Annotated in this window: 31 protein-coding genes and 1 pseudogene; 10 read left to right on the top strand and 22 right to left on the bottom strand. The window is 54.0% G+C overall.

The window, feature by feature from the left end; translation table 11 throughout:
• Nucleotides 1–35: 35 nt before the first annotated feature.
• From C816_RS19915 to C816_RS19845, 17 genes are all read right to left on the bottom strand, one after another.
• Entirely contained in the window at nt 36–308 is a 273-nt protein-coding gene (locus tag C816_RS19915) for a hypothetical protein (RefSeq protein WP_016324219.1), read from the bottom strand.
• 6 nt (nt 309–314) lie between these two features.
• Entirely contained in the window at nt 315–875 is a 561-nt protein-coding gene (locus C816_RS19910; protein WP_016324218.1) for a recombinase family protein, read from the bottom strand.
• Nucleotides 872–1,723, bottom strand: a complete 852-nt coding sequence (locus C816_RS22135; protein WP_016324217.1) for a recombinase family protein — start codon at nt 1,721–1,723, stop codon at nt 872–874. The genes C816_RS19910 and C816_RS22135 overlap by 4 nt, the downstream gene beginning before the upstream one ends.
• Entirely contained in the window at nt 1,720–3,309 is a 1,590-nt protein-coding gene (locus C816_RS19900) for a recombinase family protein (RefSeq protein WP_016324216.1), read from the bottom strand. The genes C816_RS22135 and C816_RS19900 overlap by 4 nt, the downstream gene beginning before the upstream one ends.
• 77 nt (nt 3,310–3,386) lie before the next feature.
• On the bottom strand, nt 3,387–3,533 hold the full coding sequence (locus tag C816_RS24385; RefSeq protein ID WP_016324215.1) for a hypothetical protein: 147 nt from the start codon (nt 3,531–3,533) through the stop codon (nt 3,387–3,389).
• Between the two features lie 19 nt (nt 3,534–3,552).
• Entirely contained in the window at nt 3,553–3,921 is a 369-nt protein-coding gene (locus tag C816_RS19895; RefSeq protein ID WP_016324214.1) for a type II toxin-antitoxin system PemK/MazF family toxin, read from the bottom strand.
• A 517-nt stretch (nt 3,922–4,438) separates the two neighbouring features.
• On the bottom strand, nt 4,439–5,092 hold the full coding sequence (locus C816_RS19890) for a hypothetical protein (RefSeq protein WP_242832293.1): 654 nt from the start codon (nt 5,090–5,092) through the stop codon (nt 4,439–4,441).
• Between the two features lie 210 nt (nt 5,093–5,302).
• Nucleotides 5,303–5,536, bottom strand: a complete 234-nt coding sequence (locus tag C816_RS19885) for a hypothetical protein (RefSeq protein ID WP_016324212.1) — start codon at nt 5,534–5,536, stop codon at nt 5,303–5,305.
• A 21-nt stretch (nt 5,537–5,557) separates the two neighbouring features.
• Nucleotides 5,558–6,268 (bottom strand): ImmA/IrrE family metallo-endopeptidase, encoded by a 711-nt coding sequence (locus tag C816_RS19880; RefSeq protein ID WP_242832291.1) that lies wholly within the window; start codon nt 6,266–6,268, stop codon nt 5,558–5,560.
• Nucleotides 6,269–6,589: 321 nt separating this feature from the next.
• Nucleotides 6,590–7,342: a leucine-rich repeat domain-containing protein gene (locus tag C816_RS19875; RefSeq protein ID WP_016324210.1), complete on the bottom strand. Its 753-nt coding sequence runs from the start codon at nt 7,340–7,342 to the stop codon at nt 6,590–6,592.
• 39 nt (nt 7,343–7,381) lie between these two features.
• Nucleotides 7,382–8,512 carry an amidase domain-containing protein gene (locus tag C816_RS19870; RefSeq protein ID WP_016324209.1) on the bottom strand — a complete coding sequence of 377 codons (1,131 nt, stop codon included), beginning with the start codon at nt 8,510–8,512 and terminating at the stop codon, nt 7,382–7,384.
• A gap of 120 nt (nt 8,513–8,632) precedes the next feature.
• A complete protein-coding gene (locus C816_RS24645; RefSeq protein WP_016324208.1) occupies nt 8,633–8,875 on the bottom strand; it encodes a hypothetical protein in 243 nt (80 codons plus the stop codon).
• The gene (locus C816_RS19865) at nt 8,872–9,189 is read right to left on the bottom strand and encodes a hypothetical protein (protein ID WP_016324207.1); all 318 of its coding nucleotides are present in this window, start codon (nt 9,187–9,189) and stop codon (nt 8,872–8,874) included. The genes C816_RS24645 and C816_RS19865 overlap by 4 nt, the downstream gene beginning before the upstream one ends.
• Before the next feature lie 200 nt (nt 9,190–9,389).
• Nucleotides 9,390–9,974 (bottom strand): hypothetical protein, encoded by a 585-nt coding sequence (locus tag C816_RS25255; RefSeq protein ID WP_016324205.1) that lies wholly within the window; start codon nt 9,972–9,974, stop codon nt 9,390–9,392.
• A 165-nt stretch (nt 9,975–10,139) separates the two neighbouring features.
• The gene (locus tag C816_RS19855; RefSeq protein ID WP_016324204.1) at nt 10,140–11,387 is read right to left on the bottom strand and encodes a hypothetical protein; all 1,248 of its coding nucleotides are present in this window, start codon (nt 11,385–11,387) and stop codon (nt 10,140–10,142) included.
• Nucleotides 11,388–11,539: 152 nt separating this feature from the next.
• Nucleotides 11,540–12,295, bottom strand: a complete 756-nt coding sequence (locus tag C816_RS19850; RefSeq protein WP_016324203.1) for a hypothetical protein — start codon at nt 12,293–12,295, stop codon at nt 11,540–11,542.
• A gap of 30 nt (nt 12,296–12,325) precedes the next feature.
• The gene (locus tag C816_RS19845; RefSeq protein WP_016324202.1) at nt 12,326–12,886 is read right to left on the bottom strand and encodes a hypothetical protein; all 561 of its coding nucleotides are present in this window, start codon (nt 12,884–12,886) and stop codon (nt 12,326–12,328) included.
• A 337-nt stretch (nt 12,887–13,223) separates the two neighbouring features.
• Here C816_RS19845 and C816_RS19840 point away from each other — a divergent pair, with 337 nt between their 5' ends.
• Genes C816_RS19840 through C816_RS19830 form a run of 3 tightly spaced genes read left to right on the top strand, consistent with a single transcriptional unit; the run spans nt 13,224 to nt 14,477 of the window.
• Complete coding sequence (locus tag C816_RS19840) at nt 13,224–13,595, top strand: PadR family transcriptional regulator (protein ID WP_016324201.1); 372 nt, start codon at nt 13,224–13,226, stop codon at nt 13,593–13,595.
• Nucleotides 13,585–14,040, top strand: a complete 456-nt coding sequence (locus tag C816_RS19835) for a hypothetical protein (protein ID WP_016324200.1) — start codon at nt 13,585–13,587, stop codon at nt 14,038–14,040. Before C816_RS19840 ends, C816_RS19835 begins: the two co-directional genes overlap by 11 nt.
• A gap of 2 nt (nt 14,041–14,042) precedes the next feature.
• Entirely contained in the window at nt 14,043–14,477 is a 435-nt protein-coding gene (locus tag C816_RS19830) for a hypothetical protein (RefSeq protein WP_016324199.1), read from the top strand.
• A gap of 296 nt (nt 14,478–14,773) precedes the next feature.
• Here the strand turns inward: C816_RS19830 and C816_RS19825 are convergent, their stop codons facing one another.
• Both C816_RS19825 and C816_RS19820 read right to left on the bottom strand, forming a co-directional pair.
• Nucleotides 14,774–15,307, bottom strand: a complete 534-nt coding sequence (locus C816_RS19825) for a hypothetical protein (protein ID WP_016324198.1) — start codon at nt 15,305–15,307, stop codon at nt 14,774–14,776.
• A gap of 12 nt (nt 15,308–15,319) precedes the next feature.
• On the bottom strand, nt 15,320–16,210 hold the full coding sequence (locus tag C816_RS19820; RefSeq protein WP_016324197.1) for a hypothetical protein: 891 nt from the start codon (nt 16,208–16,210) through the stop codon (nt 15,320–15,322).
• Nucleotides 16,211–16,302: 92 nt separating this feature from the next.
• On the opposite strand from C816_RS19820, the gene C816_RS23170 reads away from it, so the two are divergent.
• The 3 genes from C816_RS23170 (at nt 16,303) to C816_RS25760 (ending at nt 17,413) form a co-directional block, all read left to right on the top strand.
• Nucleotides 16,303–16,509 carry a helix-turn-helix domain-containing protein gene (locus C816_RS23170; RefSeq protein ID WP_334306237.1) on the top strand — a complete coding sequence of 69 codons (207 nt, stop codon included), beginning with the start codon at nt 16,303–16,305 and terminating at the stop codon, nt 16,507–16,509.
• A 151-nt stretch (nt 16,510–16,660) separates the two neighbouring features.
• On the top strand, nt 16,661–16,990 hold the full coding sequence (locus C816_RS19815; RefSeq protein ID WP_016324196.1) for a helix-turn-helix domain-containing protein: 330 nt from the start codon (nt 16,661–16,663) through the stop codon (nt 16,988–16,990).
• A 192-nt stretch (nt 16,991–17,182) separates the two neighbouring features.
• Nucleotides 17,183–17,413, top strand: a complete 231-nt coding sequence (locus C816_RS25760) for a helix-turn-helix domain-containing protein (protein WP_040656367.1) — start codon at nt 17,183–17,185, stop codon at nt 17,411–17,413.
• Between the two features lie 53 nt (nt 17,414–17,466).
• Here C816_RS25760 and C816_RS19805 read toward each other — a convergent pair whose 3' ends face one another.
• A complete protein-coding gene (locus C816_RS19805; protein ID WP_016324195.1) occupies nt 17,467–18,603 on the bottom strand; it encodes a DUF4317 domain-containing protein in 1,137 nt (378 codons plus the stop codon).
• Between the two features lie 312 nt (nt 18,604–18,915).
• Between C816_RS19805 and C816_RS19800 the strand changes: the two genes are divergently transcribed.
• The 4 genes from C816_RS19800 (at nt 18,916) to eis (ending at nt 22,925) form a co-directional block, all read left to right on the top strand.
• The gene (locus tag C816_RS19800; protein WP_016324194.1) at nt 18,916–19,356 is read left to right on the top strand and encodes a hypothetical protein; all 441 of its coding nucleotides are present in this window, start codon (nt 18,916–18,918) and stop codon (nt 19,354–19,356) included.
• A gap of 21 nt (nt 19,357–19,377) precedes the next feature.
• Nucleotides 19,378–20,556 (top strand): ATP-dependent DNA helicase, encoded by a 1,179-nt coding sequence (locus tag C816_RS25250; protein ID WP_242832290.1) that lies wholly within the window; start codon nt 19,378–19,380, stop codon nt 20,554–20,556.
• Nucleotides 20,438–21,529 carry an ATP-dependent DNA helicase gene (locus C816_RS25245; RefSeq protein WP_242832288.1) on the top strand — a complete coding sequence of 364 codons (1,092 nt, stop codon included), beginning with the start codon at nt 20,438–20,440 and terminating at the stop codon, nt 21,527–21,529. Before C816_RS25250 ends, C816_RS25245 begins: the two co-directional genes overlap by 119 nt.
• Nucleotides 21,530–21,644: 115 nt before the next feature.
• A complete protein-coding gene (gene eis, locus C816_RS19790; RefSeq protein ID WP_016324191.1) occupies nt 21,645–22,925 on the top strand; it encodes a GNAT family N-acetyltransferase in 1,281 nt (426 codons plus the stop codon).
• Between the two features lie 133 nt (nt 22,926–23,058).
• Here eis and C816_RS19785 read toward each other — a convergent pair whose 3' ends face one another.
• Both C816_RS19785 and C816_RS19780 read right to left on the bottom strand, forming a co-directional pair.
• The gene (locus C816_RS19785; RefSeq protein ID WP_016324190.1) at nt 23,059–23,313 is read right to left on the bottom strand and encodes a helix-turn-helix domain-containing protein; all 255 of its coding nucleotides are present in this window, start codon (nt 23,311–23,313) and stop codon (nt 23,059–23,061) included.
• Nucleotides 23,313–24,842, bottom strand: a pseudogene (locus tag C816_RS19780) (type IV secretory system conjugative DNA transfer family protein); the annotation flags it as partial. The gene C816_RS19785 and the pseudogene C816_RS19780, both read right to left, overlap by 1 nt.
• Nucleotides 24,843–25,093 lie beyond the last annotated feature (251 nt).

Below are 25,093 nucleotides of genomic sequence, written 5' to 3'. Positions count from 1 at the left end.
TGGCCTCCTTCTATGTTCATAGAATAAAAACAGGACTAAACCAGTGCGCCCCTTGCTGTGGGGTGTTTCTGATTTAGTCCTATTTTAACAGGCCCGTCCGCGAAGATCCCCGCCATGGTCCACTGGGGATTGGTCATGATCTTGTCGGTGTAATAGGTCTGCTGGGCCTCGTAGCTGGTAAGCTGCTCCTCGTCATCCGTGGATACCCGGCAGTAGGCTGCGACGCGCAGCTGGCGTTGGACGGTCCTGGAGCGGGCCAGTTCCGGCTTGGGTGGGATGACGATGACTCTGGGCATGGTTTCTGTCATATGCTATCACTCCATCCTGACAATAATCGTTTTTTCCGGACGCCCAGGAAAGCGGATTGTTTTCTTCCATGTCCCCTTTCTGGGGCTGCTTGTGATCACGTGGTGGAAGCGGCAGGTACAGATACCGCAGGGGCCATGTGATATGGACTCACTTTCTGCCCTGGCGATGGCGCCCATTATGGAGATGTACAAGCCGGAGTCGGGGTCTGACGTGTTTACAGCTTCTTTCTCGAAGACCACTGCAACACCCAGCTCCCGCAGTTCCTGGACAGTCTTCAAGCAGTCACTGGCGTTGCGGGCGAACCGGGAGATGGTTTTGACGAGTATGAGGTCGATTTTTCCCTGCCTGCACTTGCGAAGCATTTTCTGGAATTCCGGGCGTTTAGAGCGGCAGTCGCCGGTATCTGCGAAGATGCCTGCCATGATCCAGTCGGGATTGGCACTGATCCGTTCAGTGTAATGCGCCTTCTGTGCTTCGAGAATGGATGCCTGGTCCTCGCCGTTAGCGATCCGACAGTAGGCGGCTACGCGGAGCTGTGGTCTGGTGCTGGGGATGGTTTTTGTCATGTGTGATCACTCCCTTTTATGATTTGTCCGTTTTTGAGCTTCAAGCTGACCTCCCCATTGGGTAAGATCAGGATGGCGGAGGTAATTTGACGGAGCAGAACGGTATCCAATCCACCGCTCTGCTCCGTCGTGCTCAATATGTATTGTATCCGTATGGTCTCGTAGTCATCGGAGCTAAGAGTGTTGAATCGGGCGGCTGCCAGCGAGACTGCTTTTGTCCTGGCGGTTGATTCATTGAACTCCTCCGTGTGAATTGCTGAATCAAAGTCCTTTTCCGATTGGTCCAGGAGACTTTGAGCGTGATTCTCCTGATGAGGCGGCGCCTGCACCATATTGCGATCACTCCTGATTGCTGAGACAATGTGTGTCAATGCGCTGATTGTATCCGGCATAACCGCGTCAGCGGATATGCCGCCGCATGAGGGACAGTTCCATCGGGCCCACCCATGCTTATTTGCACTGAGTGCCAATGTACCGCCGCAGACAGCGCATCTGGAAAGCATCCGGACTGCTTTTGCTTGCCCGCTCGTATCAGTCGGGACCCCTGTGGCAGGTTTTGCGCTGACTGCGTGTCGGTATTCCTCAGCGGACAGAATTGCCGGATAGGACGCATTGCCTGTGTAGAGTTCATTGCTGAGGATTCGCGCCACCATGTTTTTGTTCCAGGACCTGCTTGACTCGCTGTAAGGAACTGTTTGGGCGTTCAGGCCGTCCATGATCTGGCGGTACGACATGCCGCGAATATATGCGGCGTAAATCTCCCTGACAATGGAAGCCTCTGCCGCTTTGACGCAGATGATTCCCCGCCGCATTTCATACCCGAAGGGCAGCTTCCGGTTTGCCATCATCTCACGCTCCTCTCTACACGCTCGGTCAGCTCCAGCCCGTTTTTCAGGCGGAACCGCAGGATATTGCCAGAGTCCGCTGTAATTCCATCTACCAGATCCGTGAGGATCTCGCCGTCGAAGGCCGGCAGGAACTCCGGCAGGGTTTCCAGTGTTTCCATCAGCTCCCGCGTTCGGGGAATGGTATCGTCATGGTCCGCTCCGAGGATGCGTTCTTTCTCCAGCTTCGCGGCCCGGAGCTGATGGGCCAGATCATTGCTTCTGGATATAAAAATATCAGGATCGACGAGGCCGCATTTGTTCATGTCGGCCAACATTCGATCCTGATCGTTGATATCGGATATTCTCTTGTTCAATTCAATGATGTCCATGCTCCACAGCATCCGCCGTTCCCGGATGGATTGGAGGTCAGAGATCATCTGCTTGAGGATCGGCTCCCCATGGAGCCGGAGCTTGTGGTAGATCCGCAGGAATGCGGTGTGGATCTCCTCCTCTGCGATTTGTTCCATGAGGCAATTGGTTTTATCCTTATAGTGCTTCCGGCAGACCCAATAGGTTTTTTGATTGCAGACTTTTCGTTTGAACGGTGTGCCGCAGATTCCACAGGTGATTTTGAGAGCCAGCGGATCACGCTCATGTCTTGGCATTGTGAACGACCGTTTGTCCAGCAGCTCCCTCACGGCGTTGAAGGTTTCACGGTCAATGATCGGCGGGTGACTTTGAGGCATGTAATATTGCTCCCGCTCTCCATGATTCATTTTCTTTTTATACGGAAGCGTATCTGTGGTGTACCGTTTTTGGAGCAGCGCGTCCCCAACATATCTCTCATTTCGGAGAATATAGGAGATGGAGGAATGCTGCCAATATTCTTTTCCGTCCCTCGTAGGGATTCCAAGCGTGGTGACATGAGCCGCGATCTCATCCTTGCTCTGTCCGGCAAGGTATTGGTCGAAGATCATGCGGACGATCTCTGCCTCCGGCTCATATACTTCCAGCATCCCATTTTTCAGATGATAGCCGAAGGGTGCCTTGCAGGTGATGAATTTTCCGCTTTTCATGCGGTGTTGATAGCTCCAGCGCATATTGCCGGAGATGCTCTCGCTTTCCTTCTGTGCGATGGCGGAGAACATGGCGGTGAGCAGTTCGCCGGTCATTTCCGAGGTGTCGATACCCTGCTCCTCAAAGCAGACGCCCACGCCGATGGCTTTCAGCGCCCGGATCGTCTTCAGGCAGTCAACGGCGTTGCGCGCGAAGCGGGAGATGGACTTGACCAGGATCTTGTCCACACGCCCTCTGCGGCAGTCCCCAAGGAGCCGCTGAAAGTCCGGGCGCTTCTCTGCGGAGGTGCCGGAAATACCCGCATCGGCGTAGATGTCCGTCATAGTCCAGTTGTCCTTGCTGTTGATGAGCGTGGTGTAGTAGTTCAGCTGGGCGGCGAAAGAGTTCATTTGGTCGCTGGAGTCGGAGCTGACCCGGCAGTAGGCGGCAACACGGAGCTTCTGCGCCTCCGGCCTTTGAGCGGCCTCTATGACAATGACTTTCTTCTGTTCCAGCGCAAGGGTTCCGTCGGTCTGCTGTCTTCTGCTCATGGTTCACACCTCCTCCTGTCAGCAACACACAATACCACACTGTCCGTTCAAAAGCTATTGAAACAGAGTGGTGAAACTCAACAAAAAATGATGTCCGCACCTGTGGCCCGTGCGATCCTGGCGGCGATCTTCTCCAGCTCCGTCTCAGTGAAGCCCTGCCCTGCCAGCAGACGGAGCAGATTCCGGATTCCGCAGTAATCAATATTGACATTTTTCGCCTGCATATAAGATTCCTCCTACTGTTTATGTATTTTCAAGCCCTACGCTGATGGCCAGCGCGTCGTTCACTTCCTGCATTTTATCCGCGCCGACATTGCCCATATACGCACTCAGGCGGGATCTGTCCAGTGTCCGCAGCTGTTCCAACAGGACAGTGGAGTCCTGGAACAGACCGCAGGCGGCGCCTTTCAGCCGCACATGAGTGGGTTGATATTTGCCCTTGAAGTGTCCCGTGATTGCGGCGGCGATCAATGTGGGACTGTGCCGGTTTCCGGTGTTGTTCTGGATAATCAGAACGGGCCGGATACCGCCCTGTTCTGAGCCGGTGACTGGCGAGAGATTGGCAATATAAATATCGCCGCGCTGGATCAGTTTTGTCCTATGTTTGTTCATAGTATGTTTCCCTCTGATCTCAATGGGGCCGCTCCGCTTTGAGCGCAAAGACATGCTAGTCATTTGCATTTGGGAGCGGCCCCACAGTTTTTCTTGTTTCTATTTGCCGGCTCTATTCGACACTACTTCCCGAGCCCTGGGCGGCGGTCTGGAACTGCGCTGGCGCGCATCACGGGTATCTCACCCCTCCGAGGATCTCTCCGAGCCGCCCCCATTGCTTGTGTCTGTGGCTGGGCGGGAGTATCATTGTGTTCTGACGGAGTCGTTGCGAAACAGCTTGCCACGGCTGTTTTCGTCTGGATGGGGACCGCTGGGCACCTTATTTGGCCGTCTTTTATACGGACTTTGTCCGCACAGGTGGTCTTGGCGCATCCGACTGATCGCTTTCCCGTTTTCAGGCGGGTCCGTCAGGGAACGTATTCCAGTCGCCGGATATGACCGCGAGACGCGGTGTTTTTCAAAGTGCAGAGAGAGGAAACAGTTTGTCCTCTCGCTATATAATTGGGCGTGGCAAGTCTCAAAGCGAAACACCTCCCAAAAACTTTTTTACAAAATCCTCAAATTGACGCTTATATTTGCGGATCACCTGTGGGGAGACCCCATATTTTCGGGAGAGGACCTCCGTACAGGCTCTCTTTTCTCCGTTCAGATACAGCCCCAGCAGATCTGCCGCCCAGGGTCTCCATGCCGCCAGGGCTTCTTTCAGTTCCTCCATCAGCACAGAATCACAGACCTTAGATTCAAGCTGCGTTTGATCTGGGAGCTGCTCCAAGCGGGCCATGGTACGATCCATACCGGAAAACGGTGCATCCAGGGAAGATACATGAAAGTTCTTCCCTGCCTCCCGGTTTCGTCTGGCCGCGGAACGCTCTTTATCCCATTGGCTATACTCGCTGGCGGAGACCTCGATTACCATGCAGTCCATGTCATTCTCATCAGCTATATAGTCGCGGATGAAATAACGCTGCCGCTCTGGGGGAAGTCCATCGTTCTCGCGTATTGCGGACCGCCATTCGGCGGAAGATACGTCGGAAAGGCGTGTGCTGCCGTCAGGCTGTACCTGGTTGATCAGGTATGTAATTTTCATTGCTGTGATCTCCAATCTCAAAGTTTTTGGGGGAAGATTTTTGAGATTGGTGGTCACGGGTATTGCGCCGCCCAGGGCTGCCAATAAAAAATGCTCATCCGATTCCTTTCAGGAGTCGGATGAGCATAAAAAGAACCGCTTGATTTGCTGACCTTCCTTTGCCACGCTGGTATCACCCTGCTCTATTCAGAACAGAGGTCAAAAACCAAGCGGCACATGGGAAGTCAACGCATCAAGCGGCTCCGGGGCACAAATCTTGTTTGGACATTATGCAGTTGTCAGGAAATTCCCGTTTTAAGTCAACCGGAACGCAATCGGCGGGAAAAAGACGCTCTCCCCGCAGTTGGGGCATTTCGTGTAGGTCCCGCTGTGAGTTCCACGGCACAGGACTTCTATCTTATGGTCGCAGAAAGGGCACAGCCGTGCAATCTGTATGGTGCTGGAATAAGTTTTCTTTAATGCCTCCTGCTCCGCGGCGGCCAGGGCGTAGCGGGTGGGATTTTTCTCTTTTACATTGATTTTTGGCATAATAGTCCTCCTTTGCACGTTTTAGAGTTCTCCTTCTTCCGGGTAAATATCGGCAAGGGCATAGGGGTTCCGAAGATAATCCGCACGCAGAAGACCGAGCCGCTTGAGGCGTATGGAGAGGGCGGTCTTTGATACGCCCATGTAATCAGCCATTTCAACGAAACGGTCGTAATCGGAACGGGCAAATACCCGGTTCAACATCAGCGGCCTTCCATAAAGCCCAAATGCCTCCAGATTGCTCCGCACCATGTCCGCCGGCATCAGAACGAACGATGTTAGGATATTGGTGCGCCACTCCTCCCAGTAGCCACCATCTGCGGCGGGTGAAGATTTGCAGTAATGGATTTGCCGCCGTGAGGTATAGCCTGCGTACTCCTTTGGAAACAGCATTTGGAAGATCTGGTGGCACCCTTCATGAGTCAGCGTAAAATGATACCGCCCCTGGTTGGCTCCACCGGCAATCAGACTGCTATCGACCAGCAACGTTTTGCCATCCAGAAAGAAATACTCTGGGTGATCTGGATTGTCATAGATGTGGACACCGACCTCACCACAGGAGGTGAGTCCCAAAATGTTGCCATTGGCGGAGAGCACATGATATTCGATGGACAGGCCGAGCAGATCCCTTACCAGCAGCTCTGGTTGAACCATGCTTACTTGCCGGCCTGCCAGGGAAGGCAGTTTCCTATATGCGGTGATTACACGACGGGCGATACTCTCAATTTCCCTCACAGATAAATACGGCACTCAACACCTCCATGTTTTCCTCAAAGCGACTAGCTGACTGCCGATACTCGATTGTTTCATGCGATCCACGATTTAGACTATTAGAACGCTTGCTTGTATCAAAATAGAACATATGTTCTTATCCGAGATTATACTTTAGTTACCACAATATGTCAAGGCTATAAAGAAAAAACATGTTTCATTTCATACATGGCCTTTAAGTTTTGTATACAAAATGATAATCGAATTGCGAGGCCGGAAACCGTATGATACCGGTTTCCGGCCTCTTTGAGAATAGGACAGGCACTGATGTGAATTGAAATGCGATTAGTCAACAGGTAAAAACTGAATGCCGTTTTCTCTGGCGTATGTTTCCGCATAACTCCCTTTCGGCGCGAAAATTGTCAGTTTTTCGCAGTTCTTAAAGGCGTCTTCTCCAATCTTGGTAACGCTGGCAGGGATTAAGATTTTTTCCAAATCCGTGCAGTTGGCGAATGCGCCGATGTTGATGAAAGAGACGGTATCCGGAATTGCAATTTCCTCCAGGCCGCACCGCTCAAAGGCGCCGCCGTCAATGAAGGTTACATTTTTACCAAAGCTGACCTGCTTCAAGCTGGTGCACCCGATAAACGTCTCTGACGGAACATAGGTAAATCCGTCTCCGATGGACGCAGAAACCAATGAATCATGATCCCCAAAAGCGGAATAGGGCAGATCAATGATTCCATTTCCAATCAAGACTTTCGTGATAGATTGCACGGTTTCGTCATGGTATTCCTTTTCCCAGGAAGCTTCCGGCAGCACACCGCTGCCGCTGATGGTCAGGACTCCGTCCTCCAGCGTCCAGGTGGCCGTCCCAGTCTCTGGAATCTCCGACAGGGCTGGGTCTACCGGAAGTACCATCGGCGCGGTCTCCGCCGGCTCCTCCTGGACCGGATCGCCGGTGATCTGGATCTGAACGCTGTTGTTAGGCAGGTCCATCTCCCCGGCCCCGCCGGATTGCGGAATTTCCCCAAGTCCACCACATCCTGTCAGGGTTGCAGCCAACACCAGCGGCAGCAAAAATGAAAAACGCCTCATAGAGTTCCCTCCTGTTAGTAATGCCAGATGCGAAAATAGTTACGGATTGACCCAGACGCCGCCATAGGAATCATAGTAGGGAACATAATAGTCTTTATACCCAATGAAAGAAACTGGCCTGGAACTCCGGCAGTTGGTATGTGCGCAGAAAGTCACGGTTGAGAAATCGTTTTGGTCGATTAGTCCAACATGCCCTGCATTGCTGCCATTAGATTTCAGCTGATTGATAATACTGCCGGCAAATGCCTTGTTAACGTTGGTCGTTCTAAAGAACAGATCGTTTTTCGTGATATACTGCCGGAGACCCGCACCATTATTTCCTGTCGTGTTCCAGTAGGAGCTGTAAGGATACCACTGGCTGTCACGGATAAGGCCGCCGTTTTCCAGACACTGGGAGACAAAATTCGCGCAATCGTTCCCGTCAAAAAATTCATATCTTCCATTGTGACAGGAGGGGTGGTCAGTGCTGATTCCTTCATCGCATGAAAACCATCGTGCGTAATTTCTTGCGGCGATACGGTTGTAGTCCAAAATGGCAGAATTCCGGGTTGTCTCCCTGGCAGCCATCATACTTGCGCTGTTTACAGCCTCCGTTACCAGTGCGGAGCCGGTTTCCTGCTGATCAGCGGCGCTCCTGGGAGCAATTCCCTCCAGAGGGCCATATTCCTCTTCGCCGATGCCACAGTCGACCCCAATCGTTTCATATGTGATAACATCGCCCAGGGACGCTGAGGCAGGCATAGCAGCAGGAATGGTCACACGGAGCGTAACGTTTGTGTCCTGTTCAACGCCGATATAGTTTTCCTCCATATCAGCAATTCGGGCTGCAATGTATTCCTCGGCAGCCTGAATTTCGGCCGGGTCCTCCAGCTGATTCTTTGCCTCCACCATGCCAATGATAGCGGGAATCTCCAATGCGCTTGCTGCCTTCAATGTTCTCTTAAAAGATGTTTCGACCATATAGACAGTATTTCCGTACTCATCTGTGGTCTGATCCAGCAGATATGCGGACGCATCAGTGATTGCATAAACGTTGGTATAGAGTCCGGTGACCTCCTCCAGAGCGCGGTCAACAACCACTTCTTCGGGAGAGAAGGAAGCCATAGCGGAAAGGGAAAGAATCGTTGCGGCTGCCAGCAGCATAGCTATAATTTTATTCATTCTTTTCATAACAACTCCCCACCTATCTATGAATTTTGGTTTTATGCCAAAGCAAAGTGCCGGATTGTTTTTTTATGATACAGAAACTGCCGGACCTGCAATTTAAACAGGCCGGCAGTTTCAATATTTTTACCAGCAGGTGCTCTCAAAAGTACCGTAACCGGGCGTGCTGTTCGTGCTGGCGCGCACCGAGATAAGGGTGGGGTTGCCAGCCGCAACATCTTCCGGGGTATTCTCAATCCTTGCGAGGCTGCCAACCCGCATATTCGGGAATACGCCAACAGAGACGCCCAGGAACATATTGGAGTATCCAACCGTGCATGTCCGCGTTGCGGCATCCAGATCTGTAACGGTTGTCTGGAGCTCGTTCATGAAGTAGAACACGTCAAAGCTGGGGTATTCTGTGAGGAAGAAGGATTTTTCAGATATACCTGATTGACCCGGGTCGTTTCTTCCGGCTGCATCCGGGCAGCACCGGCTGCTGCCGGGGCATTGCTAACGTCCACAGCAGGCAGGTCCCAGCCGGGAAACAGCTCGGAGAAATGGGGCACTTCGGTCTCGGTCCCATCAGGCGCAGTGTAATAGCCTCTGTATCCGTCGGCAACCCAGCACTGGCTGTTGATGATGACCTCGCGGGCGTCCAGGATAGCCTCCCGCATTGCCGCAGGAGCGGCGTCCACATCCATATACGCAATTTCCCTGGCTTTTGCAATTTGGGTTTACGCGGGGTCTGCCGCCATAGCGGAAGCGGAAATGCAGAACACGGTAGCGACGGCAAGCACAAGCGATGTCAGTCTTTTGAGTTTCATTGTAAAACCTCCTGTATTTATTTGTGTAACTTTACGGTTTTGGGCGCTTCCAATAAGCGTATCGAAATTTGAGCGTTTTAGGCTTTGGGGAGGTCCCAGCCGGGGAAGAGCTCGGAAAAGTGGGGGAGGGATACCTCATTGCCGTCCGGGTCCACCTGGGAGGCGGTGTAACCATCGGCCACCCATGCGGTGTTGTTGATGATGAGCGCACGGGCCTCCAGGATCTTTGCCCGCATTTCCTCTGAGGCGCTGTCCAGGTCCTGATAGGCGATCTTCCTGGCCTCCGCCAGCCGTCCCTCCAGCTCCGTCTCATAACTGGACAGTGCGCCGGCAGCCGCAGGCTGCTTCCCAAGGAGGACGGTTTTCGTGGCGGAGTCGTAGCCGATCTCCACGCCCAGTAGCTCGCTGACGGCCCGGATGGGCAGGTAGTTGGTCTTGCCTCCAGCGGCGTCGGTAAAGAGGATGGTGCCGGGGACCTTCTGCCCGTTGGCGGCGGTGATATCCTGCCCGGCGGTAATCTTCGTCTCCCCGCCCAGAGCAACGTTGGAAAAGTTATAGGACACTTTCCCGGAAGCGGCCAATGCGGTGTTCAGGCAGCCAGCCACCAAAAGGACGGTCAAAACCCCTCCTAAAAATGAAGAGAAATTTTTGATGTTTTTCATGCAATACTCCTTAAATATCGTACCTGCATACGGTTGGGATGAAATTCTGCCTGGAACGTACCCCTTCCGCTCTTACCGCTGTGGGTATGGCTGCCCCCTATTGGTGAGGACAGCCACACGCACAACCTGTGAACGCTGGAACATCTCCCGCCGGGATTGACCTTGTCATTTTGGCGAAACGCTCTCGGCCATACGGATCATCGTGTCCCGGTCAAAGGGAGCCTCAAGACGGAAGTTAATCTTCGTCTCCGGGTCCGTCCAGAGAAGGGTCCCCAACTGATCGGCAGAGGTGCTGACTGCGGTCACGGTCCCGCTGACGGAGGCGGTGTTGCTCCGGGCATCGGGATCCCCCGGCCAGTATTGGGCCTGGGCGCCGTTGACCTTCACGCTCTCCGGCTTGGTACTCTTGGGGCCAAACAGCGCCTCCCGGGAGTAGGTCCAGTAGAACATGTCGGTGCTCGTAGGAGGACCCTGGGTCACCTTGGCCCAGGTCTCCGCCACGGCGGCGGACATGGTCAGGCCGCCCTCCGGGTCCAGCGTGAACCCCTCCGGCGTCCAGCCGAATGTCAGGGCGGGCAGGGACTCGTCCTTCACATCCTTCACACTGGCCGCGATCTTCTCATAAGTGGCCTGGTCCTGGGTGCCCCGGAGCCAGAAGAGGTTTCCGGCGGCATCCTCCCAGACCAGAACTGTAACGTCCTCATGGATCTGGTAAAAGTCCGCGGGACGGCTCTGAACAACGGCATCCCGCCGCAGAGCCGCGGTATCGAGCCCAACCCCGAAGTTAAAGCCCCGGGAGCGGTTGGTGGGACGGTAGCAGGTGAACGTGATCTTGCTCCCGGAGGTCTCGTCCTTCACATAGGTCCAGGTGAGGGAGTCGTTGCGAACGCCCTCCCTCCCAACGCCTGCGCCCAGGAGCAGATAGCCCTCCGGCAGCCAGGTGGGCCGAAGCGTGGGGAGGGCATCGTAGTCCCGCACCTCCTTGGGCCTGGGCCAGGCGTAGTAGATGCCGCCGTTTGTGGGATCCAGCTCCCGCTGCCACTGGCGGCCGGAGACGGTCTCCGCCGTGGACGCCGGTTCTGCCGGCTCCGCCGCCGGCTGGCCGCCCAGGAGGATGGTCTTTGTGGCGGAGTCGTAGCCAATCTCCACCCCCAGCAGCTCACTGACGGCCCGGATGGGCAGGTAGTTGGTCTTGCCGCCCGCGGCATCGGTGAAGAGGATGGTGCCGGGGACCTTCTGCCCATTGGCGGCGGTGATGTCCGCTCCGGCGGTGATCTTTGTCTCCCCGCCCAGAGCAACGTTGGCGAAGTTGTAGCTCACCTTGCCGCTGGCCGCCAGGGCCGTGGTACACAGAGTCAGCAGCAGCACCGCTGAGGCAAATCCAGTAAAAAAAGATGGTATCTGTTTTTTCATAGTGCTTTTCCTCTCTGTTCCGGCGGGAAAGTCCTCCTACGCCGTTCTATTGAGCAAACGGAGGAGGCACAAAAAATATCCCATATTTTTTATAGAACTTTTTTATGCGCTCCTCCGTGCGGGCCGCTGCGACCTGATATGGCAGGAGCGGCTTACTCGTACTGCTTCAAAGAGACCGTAATGTCGCTCTCCGCGACGCCCTCGTCATAGACGCCCAGGGACAGGGTGCTCTCCAGTTCCTTGGCGTCATCCGCGATGTAGAACGCCCTGGTCAGCGTTTCGCCGGGAGCAATACGCACAGAGGCAAACGTGTCAAATCCGCCCAGAGTGCGGGCCCGGCCCGCGTTGGAAATCTGTGTGGTAGAGCCGTTGTTGGTAACAGTAAGCACAATATAATTTCCATTGCTCGGATAAAAGGTGCCGCCCGTGGAATAGCCGCAGGTGGTCTGCACTCTGGTATTATCCTGGAGCACTCCCGTCAGGGTCTTTCCGGCAGCCTTGTCCGGGTCAATTTCCGTGAACGGCCCATGGACGGTATTCTGCGACCCCGCCTCGGGCGGCGTTGTGCCAATGGTGAGCTTTTGATCCGCGCTGCGGTCCTGACCGAAATTAACCCGGTTTTTCTGGGCGTCCCAGTTTATATCAACATTCAGGAGCTCGGAGATCTGGCGGACGGAAAGATAGTTGGTCTTGCCTCCGGCATTGTCAACATAGGTGATGACAGAGGGCACCTGCTGGCCGTTGGGGGCCGTGTAGCTCTCACCGGCACGGACATGGTCCTCCCCGAACAGGGAGATGCCCGCCCGGTTGAACTCCACCTGCCCGCCGGCGGCCGACGCGCCTCCCGCCAGAGAGCAGATCAGAAGCATCACAGCCATGCCCGCGGCAAATGTTCCAAACCGCTTCATAGTAAAACCTCCATGGTCTGTCTTGATAAATTACCGCCAGTACTGATAGATGGAGATAGAGAACCAAATTCTCCCTCCAACAGGCGTAAAGGTTGACTTAATAGGCGTGTAGATGCCGGTAGACTCCTCCGCATACACCTCCGGAGTGATGCTCTGCCCGGGGGCAACCGTGACATTAGCCGGCTTCTCGTTTCCCACCTGCAATGAAAATGTAAACTCGGAACTCTGCTCTTTGCTATAATTACTAATATCGTAGTGCAGCGTATCTCCGTAAGAGGCATTGCACCTCGTGGTATAGGTCCAAGGCGATGTATATTGGTATTCTTCCGCTTTGAGGAAGTAGTACCTGCCGCCGATCTGGAACCCACGGGTAAGTGCCTCCTGCAAAAGGGCCTGTCTCTCAGCCTCTCTCTGCGCTGGAGTCCGCGTGTCCTCTTTGATGGTAATGGTATAACCGCCAACGGTGTACGAATCTCCCACCTCCAGCCATACGGCATCGTCGGCGGGCTCGGCGGCAAAGCAGGGGACGGCCAGGGCCAGGCTCATGACCAGCGTCAGCAGCAGGGCGGTCAGTTTCTTCATCTTCTTCATAATACGAACTCCTCTCATTTGTCATGTGGTTTTGGGTATTGGGTTTTCTTTGCGGCGCTCCCGCCCTCCGGCGGCGGGGCGCCTGTTCACTTCTGCATGGGACCCACCCCTTTCTCTCTGTGAGCCTTGTGGCTCTCTCTGGCTATACGTTACCATTCCGGAAATTATTTGTCAACAATAATTTTTGTCTTATAGAAATTTTAATTCAAAACAAAAACGAATAAATAGATAAAAAAATTGCTATCATAATTTTTGTGAAAAAAGTATATTGACGGAGCGGGAATTTTTGCTATAATTTTTTTCAGTTAAAGGAAAGATCAGACATTGGAGGTGGGCGATGTCGCCACCGAGAAGCAGTTCCTCCCAGGGCATGGAGGAAAACCTAAAAAAAGCCGTCATCGAAATGCTGGTGATGTTGCTGCTAAATGAGGAGGATATGCACTCCGCCCAGATTACCCAGACCCTGGAGGAACGGGCGGACGAGTCGCTGAACCTCTCCTTCCCCTACGCCTTGCTGTACCGCCTCATTGAGTGCGGATACATCCGGGAGGCGTACAAAAAAACCGCCCCTGATGGGCGGAGGCGGCAGTATTTCCAGATTACGGAGGAGGGCCGGGCCCATCTGTCCGTCCTGCTGGCCACTTACCGGCGGTTCAGCGAGAATATGGAACGGCTTATGAAAGGAGGTGAGAAGAGAGATGGAGAATAAAGCGGCCGGGCAATATCTCGCCCGTGTGAAGCGCACCTTGGTCTGCGACAAAACCGACCGTTGCCGGCTGCTGGAGCGGTGCGCGGCCATGATTGACGTTTTCCAGCAGGAGAACCCGGGAGCGGGTTATGATGGCCTTGTGGCCGCTTTCGGTGAGCCTGACGCCTTCGTCTCTGAACTGCTGTCAGGTCTGGATGAGGCCACGGTGAAGGCTGCCCGAAAACGGCGGCGTTTGATCCGCTGGGGGGCAGCGGTGGCCATTATCGCCGTACCGGTGGTTATCTCGGTTTTTTGGTACATACAATATCAAAAATCAATGCTTGTTAATGATTTTGCGACTATTGTCATGGAAAATCCATATGAAATTACACAAGATGAATTTGATAACAGGTTAGAGAACACCCCAGAAGAAAGACATTCCGATAATTTATATAAAGGAGAATGAACATGAAAAAGGTATGTACGCTCTTTTGTTTGGTTATGGTAATCCTGTCCATGGTCAGCACCTCAGCACTTGCTGTCGAGCCTGCGGAAAACGTCATTGACTTGGGCGATGGCTTCTATGCAGTTGAAACCATTACAAGTGCTTCGATGGAGCGATCCACTGATACGGTTAGAGGGAGCAAGACTGGCAAACTTTATTACAACTCTACTCTGATTGGATCTGCGACCATCTCTGCCTCTTTTGATATCTCTGGTTCTACCGTTAGAGCTACGAAAGCCACGATTGATGGTGAGGGATACAACGGAGCGCTATTTCTTGATGGAAAAACTACTTGCGATGATGAAATTGTCAATGGTTGGGCGTCCTTCAAGTATAACGGCGTACAGAAAATCCTTTACCTCTCCATCTCCTGCACCGCCGATGGTACGCTCGAATAAAATATACATACCCGCAGCAGCAGCGGCCCCTTTCCCTGCTCCTGGGAAAGGGGCCGCTACTATCCCCGAATCAGCTGTTAGCCTTTCCCATCAAAAATAATTTGGAGTGATAGGGGTGCAGGTAACGGTATTCCCCGGAATACATACGCTCCAGGGCGGTACGAATGTATTACGCCAATTTAGCCGGCGCCTATCTGAGCTGGCTGTTCGGTTTATGAGATCAGGCTGTGCGTGAGTTCCTGCTGTAATAGAAAAAACCCGCCTCTTGATTTCAGCGTTCAAGAGGCGGGTTTTTCTTAATTGTATAATTTTTTTAGCTGCTCATCAGGCATTTTATATCCTGCCCGTTTCAGAAGCATGAACATCAATTCAAACCCATACAGAAAGAAAAATTTCCTGGAGTCATTGATCCGCTCGATCCTCTCTGCAAACTGGCCGGCGCACTCAGTTCGTTCCTCTTGCGGCAGCTGCTCCACAAAGCGGCGGCAGATCAGATCAAGAGCCTCCTTTTTCTCCCTGAAACCAGGGACACATTCCAAACCGGCCAGTTGAACAGCCTGTCCTGTAAGAGTACCGGCGGCAGCCAAGAGTCCCTGCGCATAGAAGTAATCATTGATCGGTTCCTCATAGTCGAGAAAGGCGTTATATATTTCATCTGTATATTGGGCATAGACCCACTTCCCAAGCGTTCCCATGTGTTCGAGCCAACGGAGATAACTTTCGTGGCCGGTCCTATAGCCAGGAGAGCAGGACTTCCGAAATTCCTGGACCTCCGAGGACGCCTCGCTCAGCAGGCTGCTGATATAGTCTTCCGTTACAATGTGTTCCATAAAGCGTCTCCTTTATAAAAAATTGAAAAACTGAGTTCCCACACCTGGCGTCAGTACAATCATATTCTCCAATGAACTCCGGAGTTCAGTCTCGATTCCAAACGTCAGCAGCAGCATACCAAAGCAATCGTTTTTTCCCTGCTGTTCCCGCATATTGTAAGCCGCGGCATACTCGGGAAAACTTCTCCAGACGGCGTTCATCAGTGCTTGCCTGTCAATCAGGCTCCAGTCCCACTGGTCATTGCCCCGCACCAGTTCCAAGAGAGGGAGGCAGATATCATCTCCGCGGAAAAAGATGTATCCTATGGTCTGATCGAGGCCGTGTTCCCTGTCATATTCGGTTGTTTCCGAAAGGTCCAGGACGGCTTTCGAGAAGTCATCGCGGATTACACAGCAGACAGCCAGAGTCGATACGCATTGGTCAGTTTCGATCCAGTAAACGCCATTGTGGATGGTCTTGTGGCGGGCCGTGTATCCCCATGGCGTCAGGGATGGCACGGGGTAAGTCCCGAAATACTCCGGGCAGACCTCCATGCCAAAGGCTGAGGCGGTGCGCAGGCTGTCGAACTCCCCCAGGGGGAGTTTGTTTTTTGTACGGTACCGCAGGATCTCGTATTCAATAACCATCCAATGGCAATCTCCGCTCTCGCGCTCAAACAGTCGGAGTTCCGGATGTTCAGACACCGGCTTTCCATATTGGCGGGCCTCTTTGCTGATGTGGGCATCCTCTGTGACAATATAGAGCCATACGTTGGTTAAATGATCCTCCGGCGGCGCGATGCGGAGATAATAGATGCCCGGGCATTTTATCTCCGCCCGCTCAACCGGACCGTATTCCTGTTCAAGGCCATGCAGGTCAAAGGGGAGGTCTGCGGGAGCAATCCAGTCTTTTTCTCTATCCATTTTCTCTCCTTATTTTTGTCGCTCCATATTGTGAATATGTCCACAATACCAAGGCAGAATGAACCCACCTATAATAAAATCATCTCATTATAATGCGGGTGATTTCTATCATTGATTATAGTCCTTTGTGGGAGACAATGCAGAAAAGGCAAGTTACGCAATATCAATTGCTGCAAAAGGGAATCGACAATAAAACACTTGACGCGTTGAGGAAAAATAAAAACATTACCCTTCTCACGTTAGAGAAGCTGTGTAATATTATTGGCTGTTCTCCCAACGATGTCGTATGTTTTAAGTGAGATTGTCAGAGGTTTTCTGACAATCTCATTTTCTATTCCTATCTATTGTAACATATAATACGGTGTATTGCTACTAAAATATATATGAATATGTATCTGTTTTGCGTTTCGGAATTGGGGGTTACACTACTATTAAAGGTGGTGTAACGCCATGCCTAGAGAATTGAAAACCATCAATGTGGAAATCGGAGCCAGAATCAAGGAAAACCGAAAAGCGCAGAAGCTAACCCGCGAACAGTTGGCGGAGTTGTCCGGCTACAGCACCAATTTCATTCAGGAAGTGGAGCGCGGCCGTTCCGGATTATCTTCTGAATCGATACGGGCTTTTTCCGTGGCGCTTAAAATCTCGGCGGATACGCTGCTGTTTGGAGAGACGCCAGAGGGGTTTGAATATATTATTCAAAAACTGAAAACCGTACCGCCTCAGAAGCTAGATCATGTCGTCCGAATTTTAGAGGAAGCGATTGAGTGCGCTTTATAATCACGCAAGAGAAATCCCCAGGTTGCAGGCCGGGAATTTATGCCATTCTCCCGATACAAACCGGACAGGGAACCCGTTAATCTCTACGTCCGCTACCGGGATAATGACTCTGATATGCTGTTGGTCTTAAATTTGATCAGTCGGTTGTCGCGGAAGCAGGATTGAGCCTGTCAGGCTACGGGAGAGATTTAGATGGATGCAGCAGGATTGGGGAACCGCATACATGAAGTCCGCAGACGAGCCGGGATCAGCTCAGACAAGTTAGCGGAACTGTGCGATGTTGGAGCAGTGCATATCCGAAAAATAGAGTCCGGCTCAAAAGTCCCCAGCATTCAGCTATTTACGAGAATCTGCAATGCCCTGCAAATTTCACCGCACTATCTGCTGCAGGATAGTCTGAATGGGGAGATTACGCAGGGCTAAGATGTCTTTAATATATCAAAGCTCCCCGGCCAGTACAGGCCGGGGAGCTTGCGTTATTGTCCTTCCGCGAACCGGACGGGGAGTCCGTTGATCTCCACGTCCTCCTCCACAGGAATCAGGATGTATTTTTTCCCATCAATCACCCTGGTCTCCACCAGGTAGCTGCACGCCGGGTCCACGGACACCGTGGCCTGGGCGGTGCGGAGCTCAAACTTCTTATCGTCAATCAGGTTGGCGGGACTCAGCGCCGTATCCGCGCCGAACCGCTCGTCGCAGCTGTCCTTGAATGCATCCACCTTCTCCTGTGAGACGCCGCAGTCCCGCAGGATTCCGCCGATGTCCTTCGCCGTCACCGCCAGGGGCTCCGGGTCCTTGCTCTCCTTGTGCTGGGCGATCCGCTCCGCCAAACGCTCGTGAACCGTCCGGGCCACCTCCACGCTGCACGTCTCCTCCAGGGCGGACAGGGCCTCCTGGAACGCCTCCCGCTGCTCCGCCGCAGACATGGGCGGCTCTGTGTGAAACACGGCATCGATGAACTCCTGGTGGAGCTCATCCGGCTTGCGGGAGTAAAAGAGGGCGTTGTAGATGTTGGCCGTCCGGTTGTCAAAGGCCGGGAAGAGGAAGCCCAGCTCCGGCGGGCAGACCGTCTGCCCCACGGTGTAGTGGAACTCATTGTCGCCGGGGAAATACCCCAGCTCCGCCCTGCCCGCCTTCACCGGGCAGACGCAGCAGACAATATAGGTGAACACCTCGTCTGAGGCGTCCGCCTGGGTCTCGCCGTCTTTGCCCCGGCGGGGCACATCGTAGGCATCGCAGGCCAGGAGAAGGAGATAGCTGTCGTCCCCCATGTCCAGGCTGCCGATGACCTTTTGGTAAAAAGCGTTCCGTGCCTCCCGGTCTTTCAGACCGCTGGCGCGCAGGGCGGAGAGGAGGCGGTGCTCCTCGCTGTCCGCCACCTGCTGGGTGGAAAACACGATGTCGATGAGGTTTTTCCCCAGGGCGCCGGAGAGGGCCTTTTTCAAAAGGTCCAGATACTTCTCCGCCTCCTCCTGGGGCATGGCGCCCAGGGATTCGTCCAGGTCGGAGACGATCTTCCTTGCGCTGTTGACAAAGCAGCCGTAGACCCGGCTGACGGCGCTTTTCTCAGGCCGCCAGCGGCGGCGCAGTTCGCTGATTTCTCTTTGGTTCATGAATTACCTCTCTGTTCTTTGGTCTCGCCTTGCATGGCTGATGGATGCGCTTTTCCATTGTAGATGAAATGAGGGGAAAGTGCAATACAGTTCATCGCAAAGGGCATCTAATCTGAAAGGTCCATAGGCTTTCTCATGGGCAAGGGGACGATCTGTCAGAGGTGGAGCGGGACAGGACTCACCGGTATCAGGCCCAGGCATTGCAAAGCTGTACGGAACATGGTATAGTTTTACTGCTTTAACACATTCGCTTTCTTGAGTCCCTATGTCTTTACCTGCTTTCCGACAGTTATACGTGGAGGGAATGATATTATGCCGAGAGAGATATGGAATGAACTATTTCGCCCGCCATATGATATTATTCAGATTTTGATGATCACACTGATCGTGCTATTGGGCCTGTATACTTGCAGCATGATTATCTGGTCCTTCCGCTGCCATTCTGAGAAACAAAAAATCAGGCGGTTCTTCTCCGCGCACAAGTCAACCACTGGGGTAATTATAAAGTATGATGCGGCTGATGGAGATAAATATATCACAGTGTCCTCAGCTGTGCCAGGACAGGCGGGTCCTTTTGTTCCGCATGTCCATGAAACCGCAGATCAATATACAGTTATTTTAGAATGTCATACCGGTGACGCGCATTTCTATGCGGAGTATCAAATACCTCTGAGCGATTATAAGGAAGAAAAAGAAGGAGAAACCGTCCGTATTAAAGATAGCTGGAGACCGATAGGCTATGAGGAAATCTAGCATAACAATAATCCCGCCCTTTTGAAACTATTAATCAAGCATAACGTTATAACTGCTTTTGGGGATTCAGCTGGCCACATCACATGGGATGTGCATCCGAGGGTATGTATCTTAGGGGGCGCTCTTTTGGATTGCTTCAAGTGGAACACATTTGCTTCTCGTAAGAACCGGGTTCGAGAGCGGGCGGAACAGATCTATAAAATAAGCGAACGGGTCTCGTCATTCTTTTGGGATGCTGATGGACGGCCCGATTTTGAGGAGCGGGAAGGGCAGCAGGACATGGCCTTTGAGATTCTTGACGCCCTCAAAAAGGATCAGCACATCCTGGTTGAGGCCGGGGTGGGAATCGGGAAATCTTACGCCTATCTCGTTCCGCTCCTGCTGTATAATCATTACACCGGGAAACCGGCGGTGATTGCCACCTCTACGATTGCCTTGCAGGAGCAGCTGTTAAACGATGCCGCAGCCCTGCAGGAATTGCTGGAAACACAGTGTAAGGTCACACTGGCCAAAGGACAGACGAACTATCTCTGCCGGAGACGGGCAGACGAGTATCTGGCCCGTCCGGACGCGGAGATGGCGGACGCGCTGCGGGAGCTGATCGGCAAAGGCTGTCAGGACCGGGCAGACTTTCCGGGTGATTTGCCGTCCGGCGTATGGGACCGGCTCTGCATCCTGCGCTATGGTCACTCGTGTTGGAATTGCCACCACCCCTGCGCGTACCGCAGGATGCGGGAGGATATTCGGTTTACAGACGGAATCGTCATCTGCAACCAGGATTTTTTGACCGCCCATCTTCAGAAGCTGTTCAGAGGGCAGGATGGCCTGATCAACAAAACCGTGGAGGTGGTGGTGATTGATGAGGCGCACAATCTGGAGGGCAAGGTGCGAAGCGCCACAACGGAACGTATCAGCCAAAGCGGGCTTTTGAAAATGATCAAAGAGGCGCAGAACGATGTCATGCCAACAGAACAGCCCTATATTCAAAAGGACCTTGATACGGCGCAAAGAGCCGTCCGCGCTTTTTTTCCAATGCCTGCAGCGGCAGATGCAGCGTCAGATCGCGGATTCGGCACAGGATATGAAATACGCGGAACGGTTCTTCTTCCATGCCGATTCCGAGGCCCTCCCGCTGCTGTCGGGCATGGCGGAGGCGCTGGACAGCCTTTCGGAGAACATCCAGGTTTACTCATCCTTTGACCTGCGGCGAGGCGGCAGGTACTCCGGCGCGGACGATTTCTATGCAAAGGCGGAGGAGTTTTCCGACATGGTCTCTGACCTGGGCAGCAGCCTGCTTTGGATCGAGAAGCGCGGGAACAGCGCGGAGCTGGTCTACTGTCCCGAGAACACCCGGGACATCATCAGTAATCTGTATTTCCGTGGGGATGTCTGCACCATCCTGACGTCCGCGACCTTGACAAACGCCGCCCAGGGCAGCTTTCCGGAGCGGTATGCCTATTTTATCAGCAATACGGGCTTCCCTCTGGATGAGAGCGGCTTTTTGTCTGAGCCGAAGCCGTCTCCGTTTCCATACGATGAACATGCCATGGTCTATTACTGTGATGATCTGCCGCATCCGCGGGAGGATCATGGCGCCTTTATTCAGCGGGGTGTGGAGAGACTGATTGAGATTTTGGAGATCTCCGGCGGAAAGGCGCTGGTGCTGTTCACGGCGAAGACTGATCTTGAAGAAGTCTGCGCACTCCTCTTGCAGAGGAATCTGCCATATAAAATACTGATACAGCAGCCGGGAGCATCCCAGGACCAGGTGCTCTCCGAGTTTCGGAACAATGTGGATTCCGTCCTTCTCGGGACCGGCGCATATTGGGAGGGGATTGACATACGGGGCAAGAGCCTTTCAAACCTTGTGATCTTCCGCCTGCCGTTTCCGGTGCCGGACCCCATCATTGAGCATAAGGTGTCCCTGGCGAAGGACGGCCTGATGGATGTCCGGGTACCGGAGATGATTATCAAGCTGAAACAGGGGATCGGGCGGCTGATCCGGAGCTTTTCCGATAAGGGCATTGTCTCTATCATCGATCCCCGGCTGCGGGATCAGCCGAAGGAACGCTATCATGACGCGGTATGGGCGTCGATCCCGATCCATAACCGGACAACCAGTCTCGCGGAGCTTCGGGGATTCTATCATTCACTCATGGATGAAGCAAATTAAGACGGTAAACGCATGGTCATATCTTGAAAATACTCGAGTGATTGTACATCGTTTCATAACCTGTCCATGCAGGGAACAAGCCATCATCACATAAAGAGCGGAGGAATGCATCGTTATGGGCATGGAGAACCCCTGTCAAACGCGGAAGATCCGGCCGCTGGCGGAAGCGGATATCGAGGCGTATCTGGACATCTATTTGAATTCCTATCCGGCGTACAAAACACTGGACGCGGAGTGCAGGCAGTACTACCGGGAAAAGCACCTGCTGGAGCTGCGGGAGGACCGGCTGGTGAAGACGGTGGGCCTCTTCGAGGACGGCGTACTCATCGCCACCATGAAGCTCATCCTGTTCTCCATGAATTACTTTGGAAGGATGCAGCCGGCCTGCGGACTCATGGCGCTGGAGGTGCATCCGCTGCACAAGAAACAGGGCGCGGCTCTGGAGATGGTCCGCTATTTTGAAGACTACGCCAGGGAAAACGGCGCGCTTTTGACACTGCTGCTTCCCTTCCGGATCGGCTTTTACCGCCGGATGGGATACGGCTTCGCGGGAAAGCTGTACGAATACCGCCTGCCCACCGCGGTGCTCCCCGCCCCGGAGCGTGAGACACGAAAACATCTGCGCCTCATGCAGCCGGAGGACTTTGACGAGGCGCTAGCCTGCTATAACCGGTTCGCGGCGAAAAACCACGGCATGGTTGAAAAGCATGAGGAGGAGATCCGCGGGGCGCGGGGAGATATCCAGGTGCGCCGCATCGGGTATTACGATGACGGCGGGATGTTATTGGGCTATGCCGCCTTCCGCTTTGAGAGCGCCAGTGAGACCAACTATACCCAGAACCGGCTCTCCGTGGAGGAATTGGTATATGAAAACGGCGCCGTACTGCGGGCGCTGCTGGGTGCGCTGAAATTACAGGAGGACCTTGCGCAGACTGTGGTCCTCCGCACCGGCGAGGAGGATTTCCACCACCTGTTACACGACCCGCAGGACGTATCAAAGCGGTATATTGACTTCGGCTTTTTGCAGACCAACGTGTCGGCGGTGGGGACGATGTTCAAGATCGTCGATGTGCGGGATTTTGTTGAAAAGACAGCCTACCGTCCATTCCCCGCAGGGAGGTTGGCGGCGGAGTTCCGTTACTATGACGAGATGGGACATCGGGACGAATGCATCTGCATCCGCTTTGCGGACGGATGCTGGGCGATTGTGAAGGACGGCGCGGCGGCGGATGTGACTGTGACGTGCGGGCAGGGAGACCTAGCATCGCTGCTCATGGGCTCCTGTGAGCTGGAGGGGATGATCCGGCTGGGAGCGGTCTCCGCATACGGCAAGGCCCAGGAACTCTCCCGGCTGCTGCATTGCAGTCAAAAGCCCTGGCTGAATTCGGATTATTGAGGGTCCTGTTTTTTCTTTCTCTGTCCTAAAGTTTTCCCTAAAGTGGGCACTTCTGGGTGGTCCACCAGCGGCCCATCCTCGGTTCTCCGCCAGGGCGCAATACCCCCCTGGCGGAGAACTTATTTTTTTCGCACTACTTCAGCCGGTATAAATTTGAGCTGAGACTCCCGTTTTCCCGGAAGCGCCGCTCCTTGGAGATCAGCTCCGCTTTGCACAGATCATCCAAGGCCCGTTTGACGGTAGAGCGGGAGAGCCTCAGCTCAGCCGCAATCGTCCGTATCCCCGGCCAGCACTTGCCCTCGCTGTCGGCGTGGTCTCTGAGGTACATATAAACCGCCCTGGCCCGATGGCTGAGGTCGGACTGGTAGATCTTCTCAAAGTATCCCATTACTCCTGCCCCCCATCTGTACGGATGACCACAGGGGGAGGCGGCTCCCGCCTGGTGCGTCTGGCCTGGGCATAGGATGCTCCACCACTGGCGGCTAAAGTTTTCGGAGGGACCGGGGGAGCGGGAGGGGTATCGCTCTCCGCCGGCTGCGCGTGGTGGCAGCGGAAGATGGCCTGCTCCAGCTCCTGTTTGCTGGCATAGGCCACGGTCCGTGCGGCCCGCTCCGGCAGCAGATACGGATCACCGAAGGAGATGCCCCAGTCCAGGAAGAGCCTGAGCCGTGTCTGCATGGGATGGGTCCCCGTCTTCATAACAATAAACTGCCCTTTGGGGATGGACTTCAGTTCATCCGGGGACATGAGCGCCCGCTCTGTCATTTGCAGGGTCTGGGATTTGTCCTTTCCGGTGCTGATGTAGCCGGAGAGGACTGTCCGGCTCCCCAGAGCCTTGGACAACACCTCGGCGGTCTGGGAATTGGGGGCGAAGCCGCCAAAAATCGTGTCCTGGACGTTATCTTGGATGATCTCCGCTCCCTCTTTTCCATAGTTTTTCTCCAACTGGGCAAGGCTTTGAATAATTGGCACAAGGGTCAGCTTGCGCGACCGGCCCGCACTGAACAACGGCAGGATGTCAAAGGCGGGCATGGTGCCCAGCTCATCGCAGAACAGCACCACCCGGTTGGGCAGCTTGCCGCCGTTCTCGTCCGCCACAGAGAATAACTCACGGGAGAGCGTCTGGATCATCAGGCCGGCCATGAAGTTCTTACTGGGGTCTTCTTCCGGCAGGACGAGGAAGATGGCGGACTTCCGGGAGGCAAAGGCCTCCGCATCAATTGCGCTGTCGAAGCACAACACCTGCTCCAGCTCAGAGTCCAGGAAGGCGTTCAGGCGGGACAGCACCGTGGACATGACCGAGGCCATGGCCTGTTCCGCCGAGTTGAGGGCGGCGCCGGCAAACCACCGGGCCTTGTGGGTGTCGGGGAGCGTGTCCATCATGACCTGGAAGCCATTCTTGCCCTTGGCGGTCTTGCTGGGCGCCAACAGATCCTGCACCAGCTTGAACACGCTGACGATGTGCCGCCGCTCCTGGGGAGCCTCCTCGGTAGGCGGCAGATACTCTGCCAGCAGGAGGACCACCGCTGTGAGCAGTCCCTCTGCGGCATCGTAAAAAAACGAATTTTGCCCGTAGTTTGAGGAATCTCCCTCCGGATTTATGATGGTTTTCGCTAAGATTTTAGCGTACTTCTCCGCCTTGGCTCTCGCCGCCAGATTGGACGGTTGTTCCCGGCAGATGTCCATGTAGCGGTTGATGAGCGTGAGGAGGTTGTACCCGTCTGAGCGGGTTGGATTGCGCAGGTCGATTACCGCCACCTTGTAGCCGTAGTGCTGTAAGGCCACGGCGCCATAGTTCCGGGCGAGGTCGCCTTTGGTGTCAAGGGCCAGGAAACTCATCCCGCTGGCGCAGGCGTACTCCATGTTGGGGTACAGGAAAAACGCTGTTTTACCTACACCGGACGCGCCGATCATCAGATAGCGATAGGTAATCCGCCGCTTTTACTGCCCTCATGAGAGAGCAGCAGTCAGAGCGGATTTTCCCCCGCTTCGCACCGTGCATGCGACTTTCACCGCACACGGCGCTCCATCAATGCAGATTGATTGTTGCGTGTATGTGAAATAACCAGTTTTTCCCTATAACCGATGATTTTATTTTGAGCTTTTACATCAAATTGGTTAATATCATAGTTGGGGTCATTTACCGCCATAAAGCATTTCTTATGGAG

This window comes from Oscillibacter sp. 1-3, from assembly GCF_000403435.2.
GTDB lineage: Bacteria > Bacillota > Clostridia > Oscillospirales > Oscillospiraceae > Oscillibacter.
This window is presented reverse-complemented; position numbering and strand designations above follow the sequence as displayed.

What these genes read in the sequence shown, in the direction of transcription:
- C816_RS19825 (WP_016324198.1), bottom strand. Translation starts at nt 15,307, where the DNA reads ATGGAACACATTGTAACGGAAGACTATATCAGCAGCCTGCTGAGCGAG.
- C816_RS19820 (WP_016324197.1), bottom strand. Translation starts at nt 16,210, where the DNA reads ATGGATAGAGAAAAAGACTGGATTGCTCCCGCAGACCTCCCCTTTGAC.
- C816_RS19850 (WP_016324203.1), bottom strand. Translation starts at nt 12,295, where the DNA reads ATGAAGCGGTTTGGAACATTTGCCGCGGGCATGGCTGTGATGCTTCTG.
- C816_RS24645 (WP_016324208.1), bottom strand. Translation starts at nt 8,875, where the DNA reads ATGAACGAGCTCCAGACAACCGTTACAGATCTGGATGCCGCAACGCGG.
- C816_RS19915 (WP_016324219.1), bottom strand. Translation starts at nt 308, where the DNA reads ATGACAGAAACCATGCCCAGAGTCATCGTCATCCCACCCAAGCCGGAA.
- C816_RS24385 (WP_016324215.1), bottom strand. Translation starts at nt 3,533, where the DNA reads ATGCAGGCGAAAAATGTCAATATTGATTACTGCGGAATCCGGAATCTG.
- C816_RS19800 (WP_016324194.1), top strand. Translation starts at nt 18,916, where the DNA reads ATGCCGAGAGAGATATGGAATGAACTATTTCGCCCGCCATATGATATT.
- C816_RS19805 (WP_016324195.1), bottom strand. Translation starts at nt 18,603, where the DNA reads ATGAACCAAAGAGAAATCAGCGAACTGCGCCGCCGCTGGCGGCCTGAG.
- C816_RS19895 (WP_016324214.1), bottom strand. Translation starts at nt 3,921, where the DNA reads ATGAACAAACATAGGACAAAACTGATCCAGCGCGGCGATATTTATATT.
- C816_RS22135 (WP_016324217.1), bottom strand. Translation starts at nt 1,723, where the DNA reads ATGATGGCAAACCGGAAGCTGCCCTTCGGGTATGAAATGCGGCGGGGA.
- C816_RS23170 (WP_334306237.1), top strand. Translation starts at nt 16,303, where the DNA reads ATGCGGGTGATTTCTATCATTGATTATAGTCCTTTGTGGGAGACAATG.
- C816_RS19830 (WP_016324199.1), top strand. Translation starts at nt 14,043, where the DNA reads ATGAAAAAGGTATGTACGCTCTTTTGTTTGGTTATGGTAATCCTGTCC.
- C816_RS25245 (WP_242832288.1), top strand. Translation starts at nt 20,438, where the DNA reads ATGAAATACGCGGAACGGTTCTTCTTCCATGCCGATTCCGAGGCCCTC.
- C816_RS19845 (WP_016324202.1), bottom strand. Translation starts at nt 12,886, where the DNA reads ATGAAGAAGATGAAGAAACTGACCGCCCTGCTGCTGACGCTGGTCATG.
- C816_RS19885 (WP_016324212.1), bottom strand. Translation starts at nt 5,536, where the DNA reads ATGCCAAAAATCAATGTAAAAGAGAAAAATCCCACCCGCTACGCCCTG.
- C816_RS19815 (WP_016324196.1), top strand. Translation starts at nt 16,661, where the DNA reads ATGCCTAGAGAATTGAAAACCATCAATGTGGAAATCGGAGCCAGAATC.
- C816_RS19900 (WP_016324216.1), bottom strand. Translation starts at nt 3,309, where the DNA reads ATGAGCAGAAGACAGCAGACCGACGGAACCCTTGCGCTGGAACAGAAG.
- C816_RS19840 (WP_016324201.1), top strand. Translation starts at nt 13,224, where the DNA reads ATGTCGCCACCGAGAAGCAGTTCCTCCCAGGGCATGGAGGAAAACCTA.
- C816_RS25255 (WP_016324205.1), bottom strand. Translation starts at nt 9,974, where the DNA reads ATGAAAAACATCAAAAATTTCTCTTCATTTTTAGGAGGGGTTTTGACC.
- C816_RS19865 (WP_016324207.1), bottom strand. Translation starts at nt 9,189, where the DNA reads ATGGATGTGGACGCCGCTCCTGCGGCAATGCGGGAGGCTATCCTGGAC.
- C816_RS19870 (WP_016324209.1), bottom strand. Translation starts at nt 8,512, where the DNA reads ATGAAAAGAATGAATAAAATTATAGCTATGCTGCTGGCAGCCGCAACG.
- C816_RS19855 (WP_016324204.1), bottom strand. Translation starts at nt 11,387, where the DNA reads ATGAAAAAACAGATACCATCTTTTTTTACTGGATTTGCCTCAGCGGTG.
- C816_RS19785 (WP_016324190.1), bottom strand. Translation starts at nt 23,313, where the DNA reads ATGGGATACTTTGAGAAGATCTACCAGTCCGACCTCAGCCATCGGGCC.
- eis (WP_016324191.1), top strand. Translation starts at nt 21,645, where the DNA reads ATGGGCATGGAGAACCCCTGTCAAACGCGGAAGATCCGGCCGCTGGCG.
- C816_RS19910 (WP_016324218.1), bottom strand. Translation starts at nt 875, where the DNA reads ATGACAAAAACCATCCCCAGCACCAGACCACAGCTCCGCGTAGCCGCC.
- C816_RS19875 (WP_016324210.1), bottom strand. Translation starts at nt 7,342, where the DNA reads ATGAGGCGTTTTTCATTTTTGCTGCCGCTGGTGTTGGCTGCAACCCTG.
- C816_RS25760 (WP_040656367.1), top strand. Translation starts at nt 17,183, where the DNA reads ATGGATGCAGCAGGATTGGGGAACCGCATACATGAAGTCCGCAGACGA.
- C816_RS19835 (WP_016324200.1), top strand. Translation starts at nt 13,585, where the DNA reads ATGGAGAATAAAGCGGCCGGGCAATATCTCGCCCGTGTGAAGCGCACC.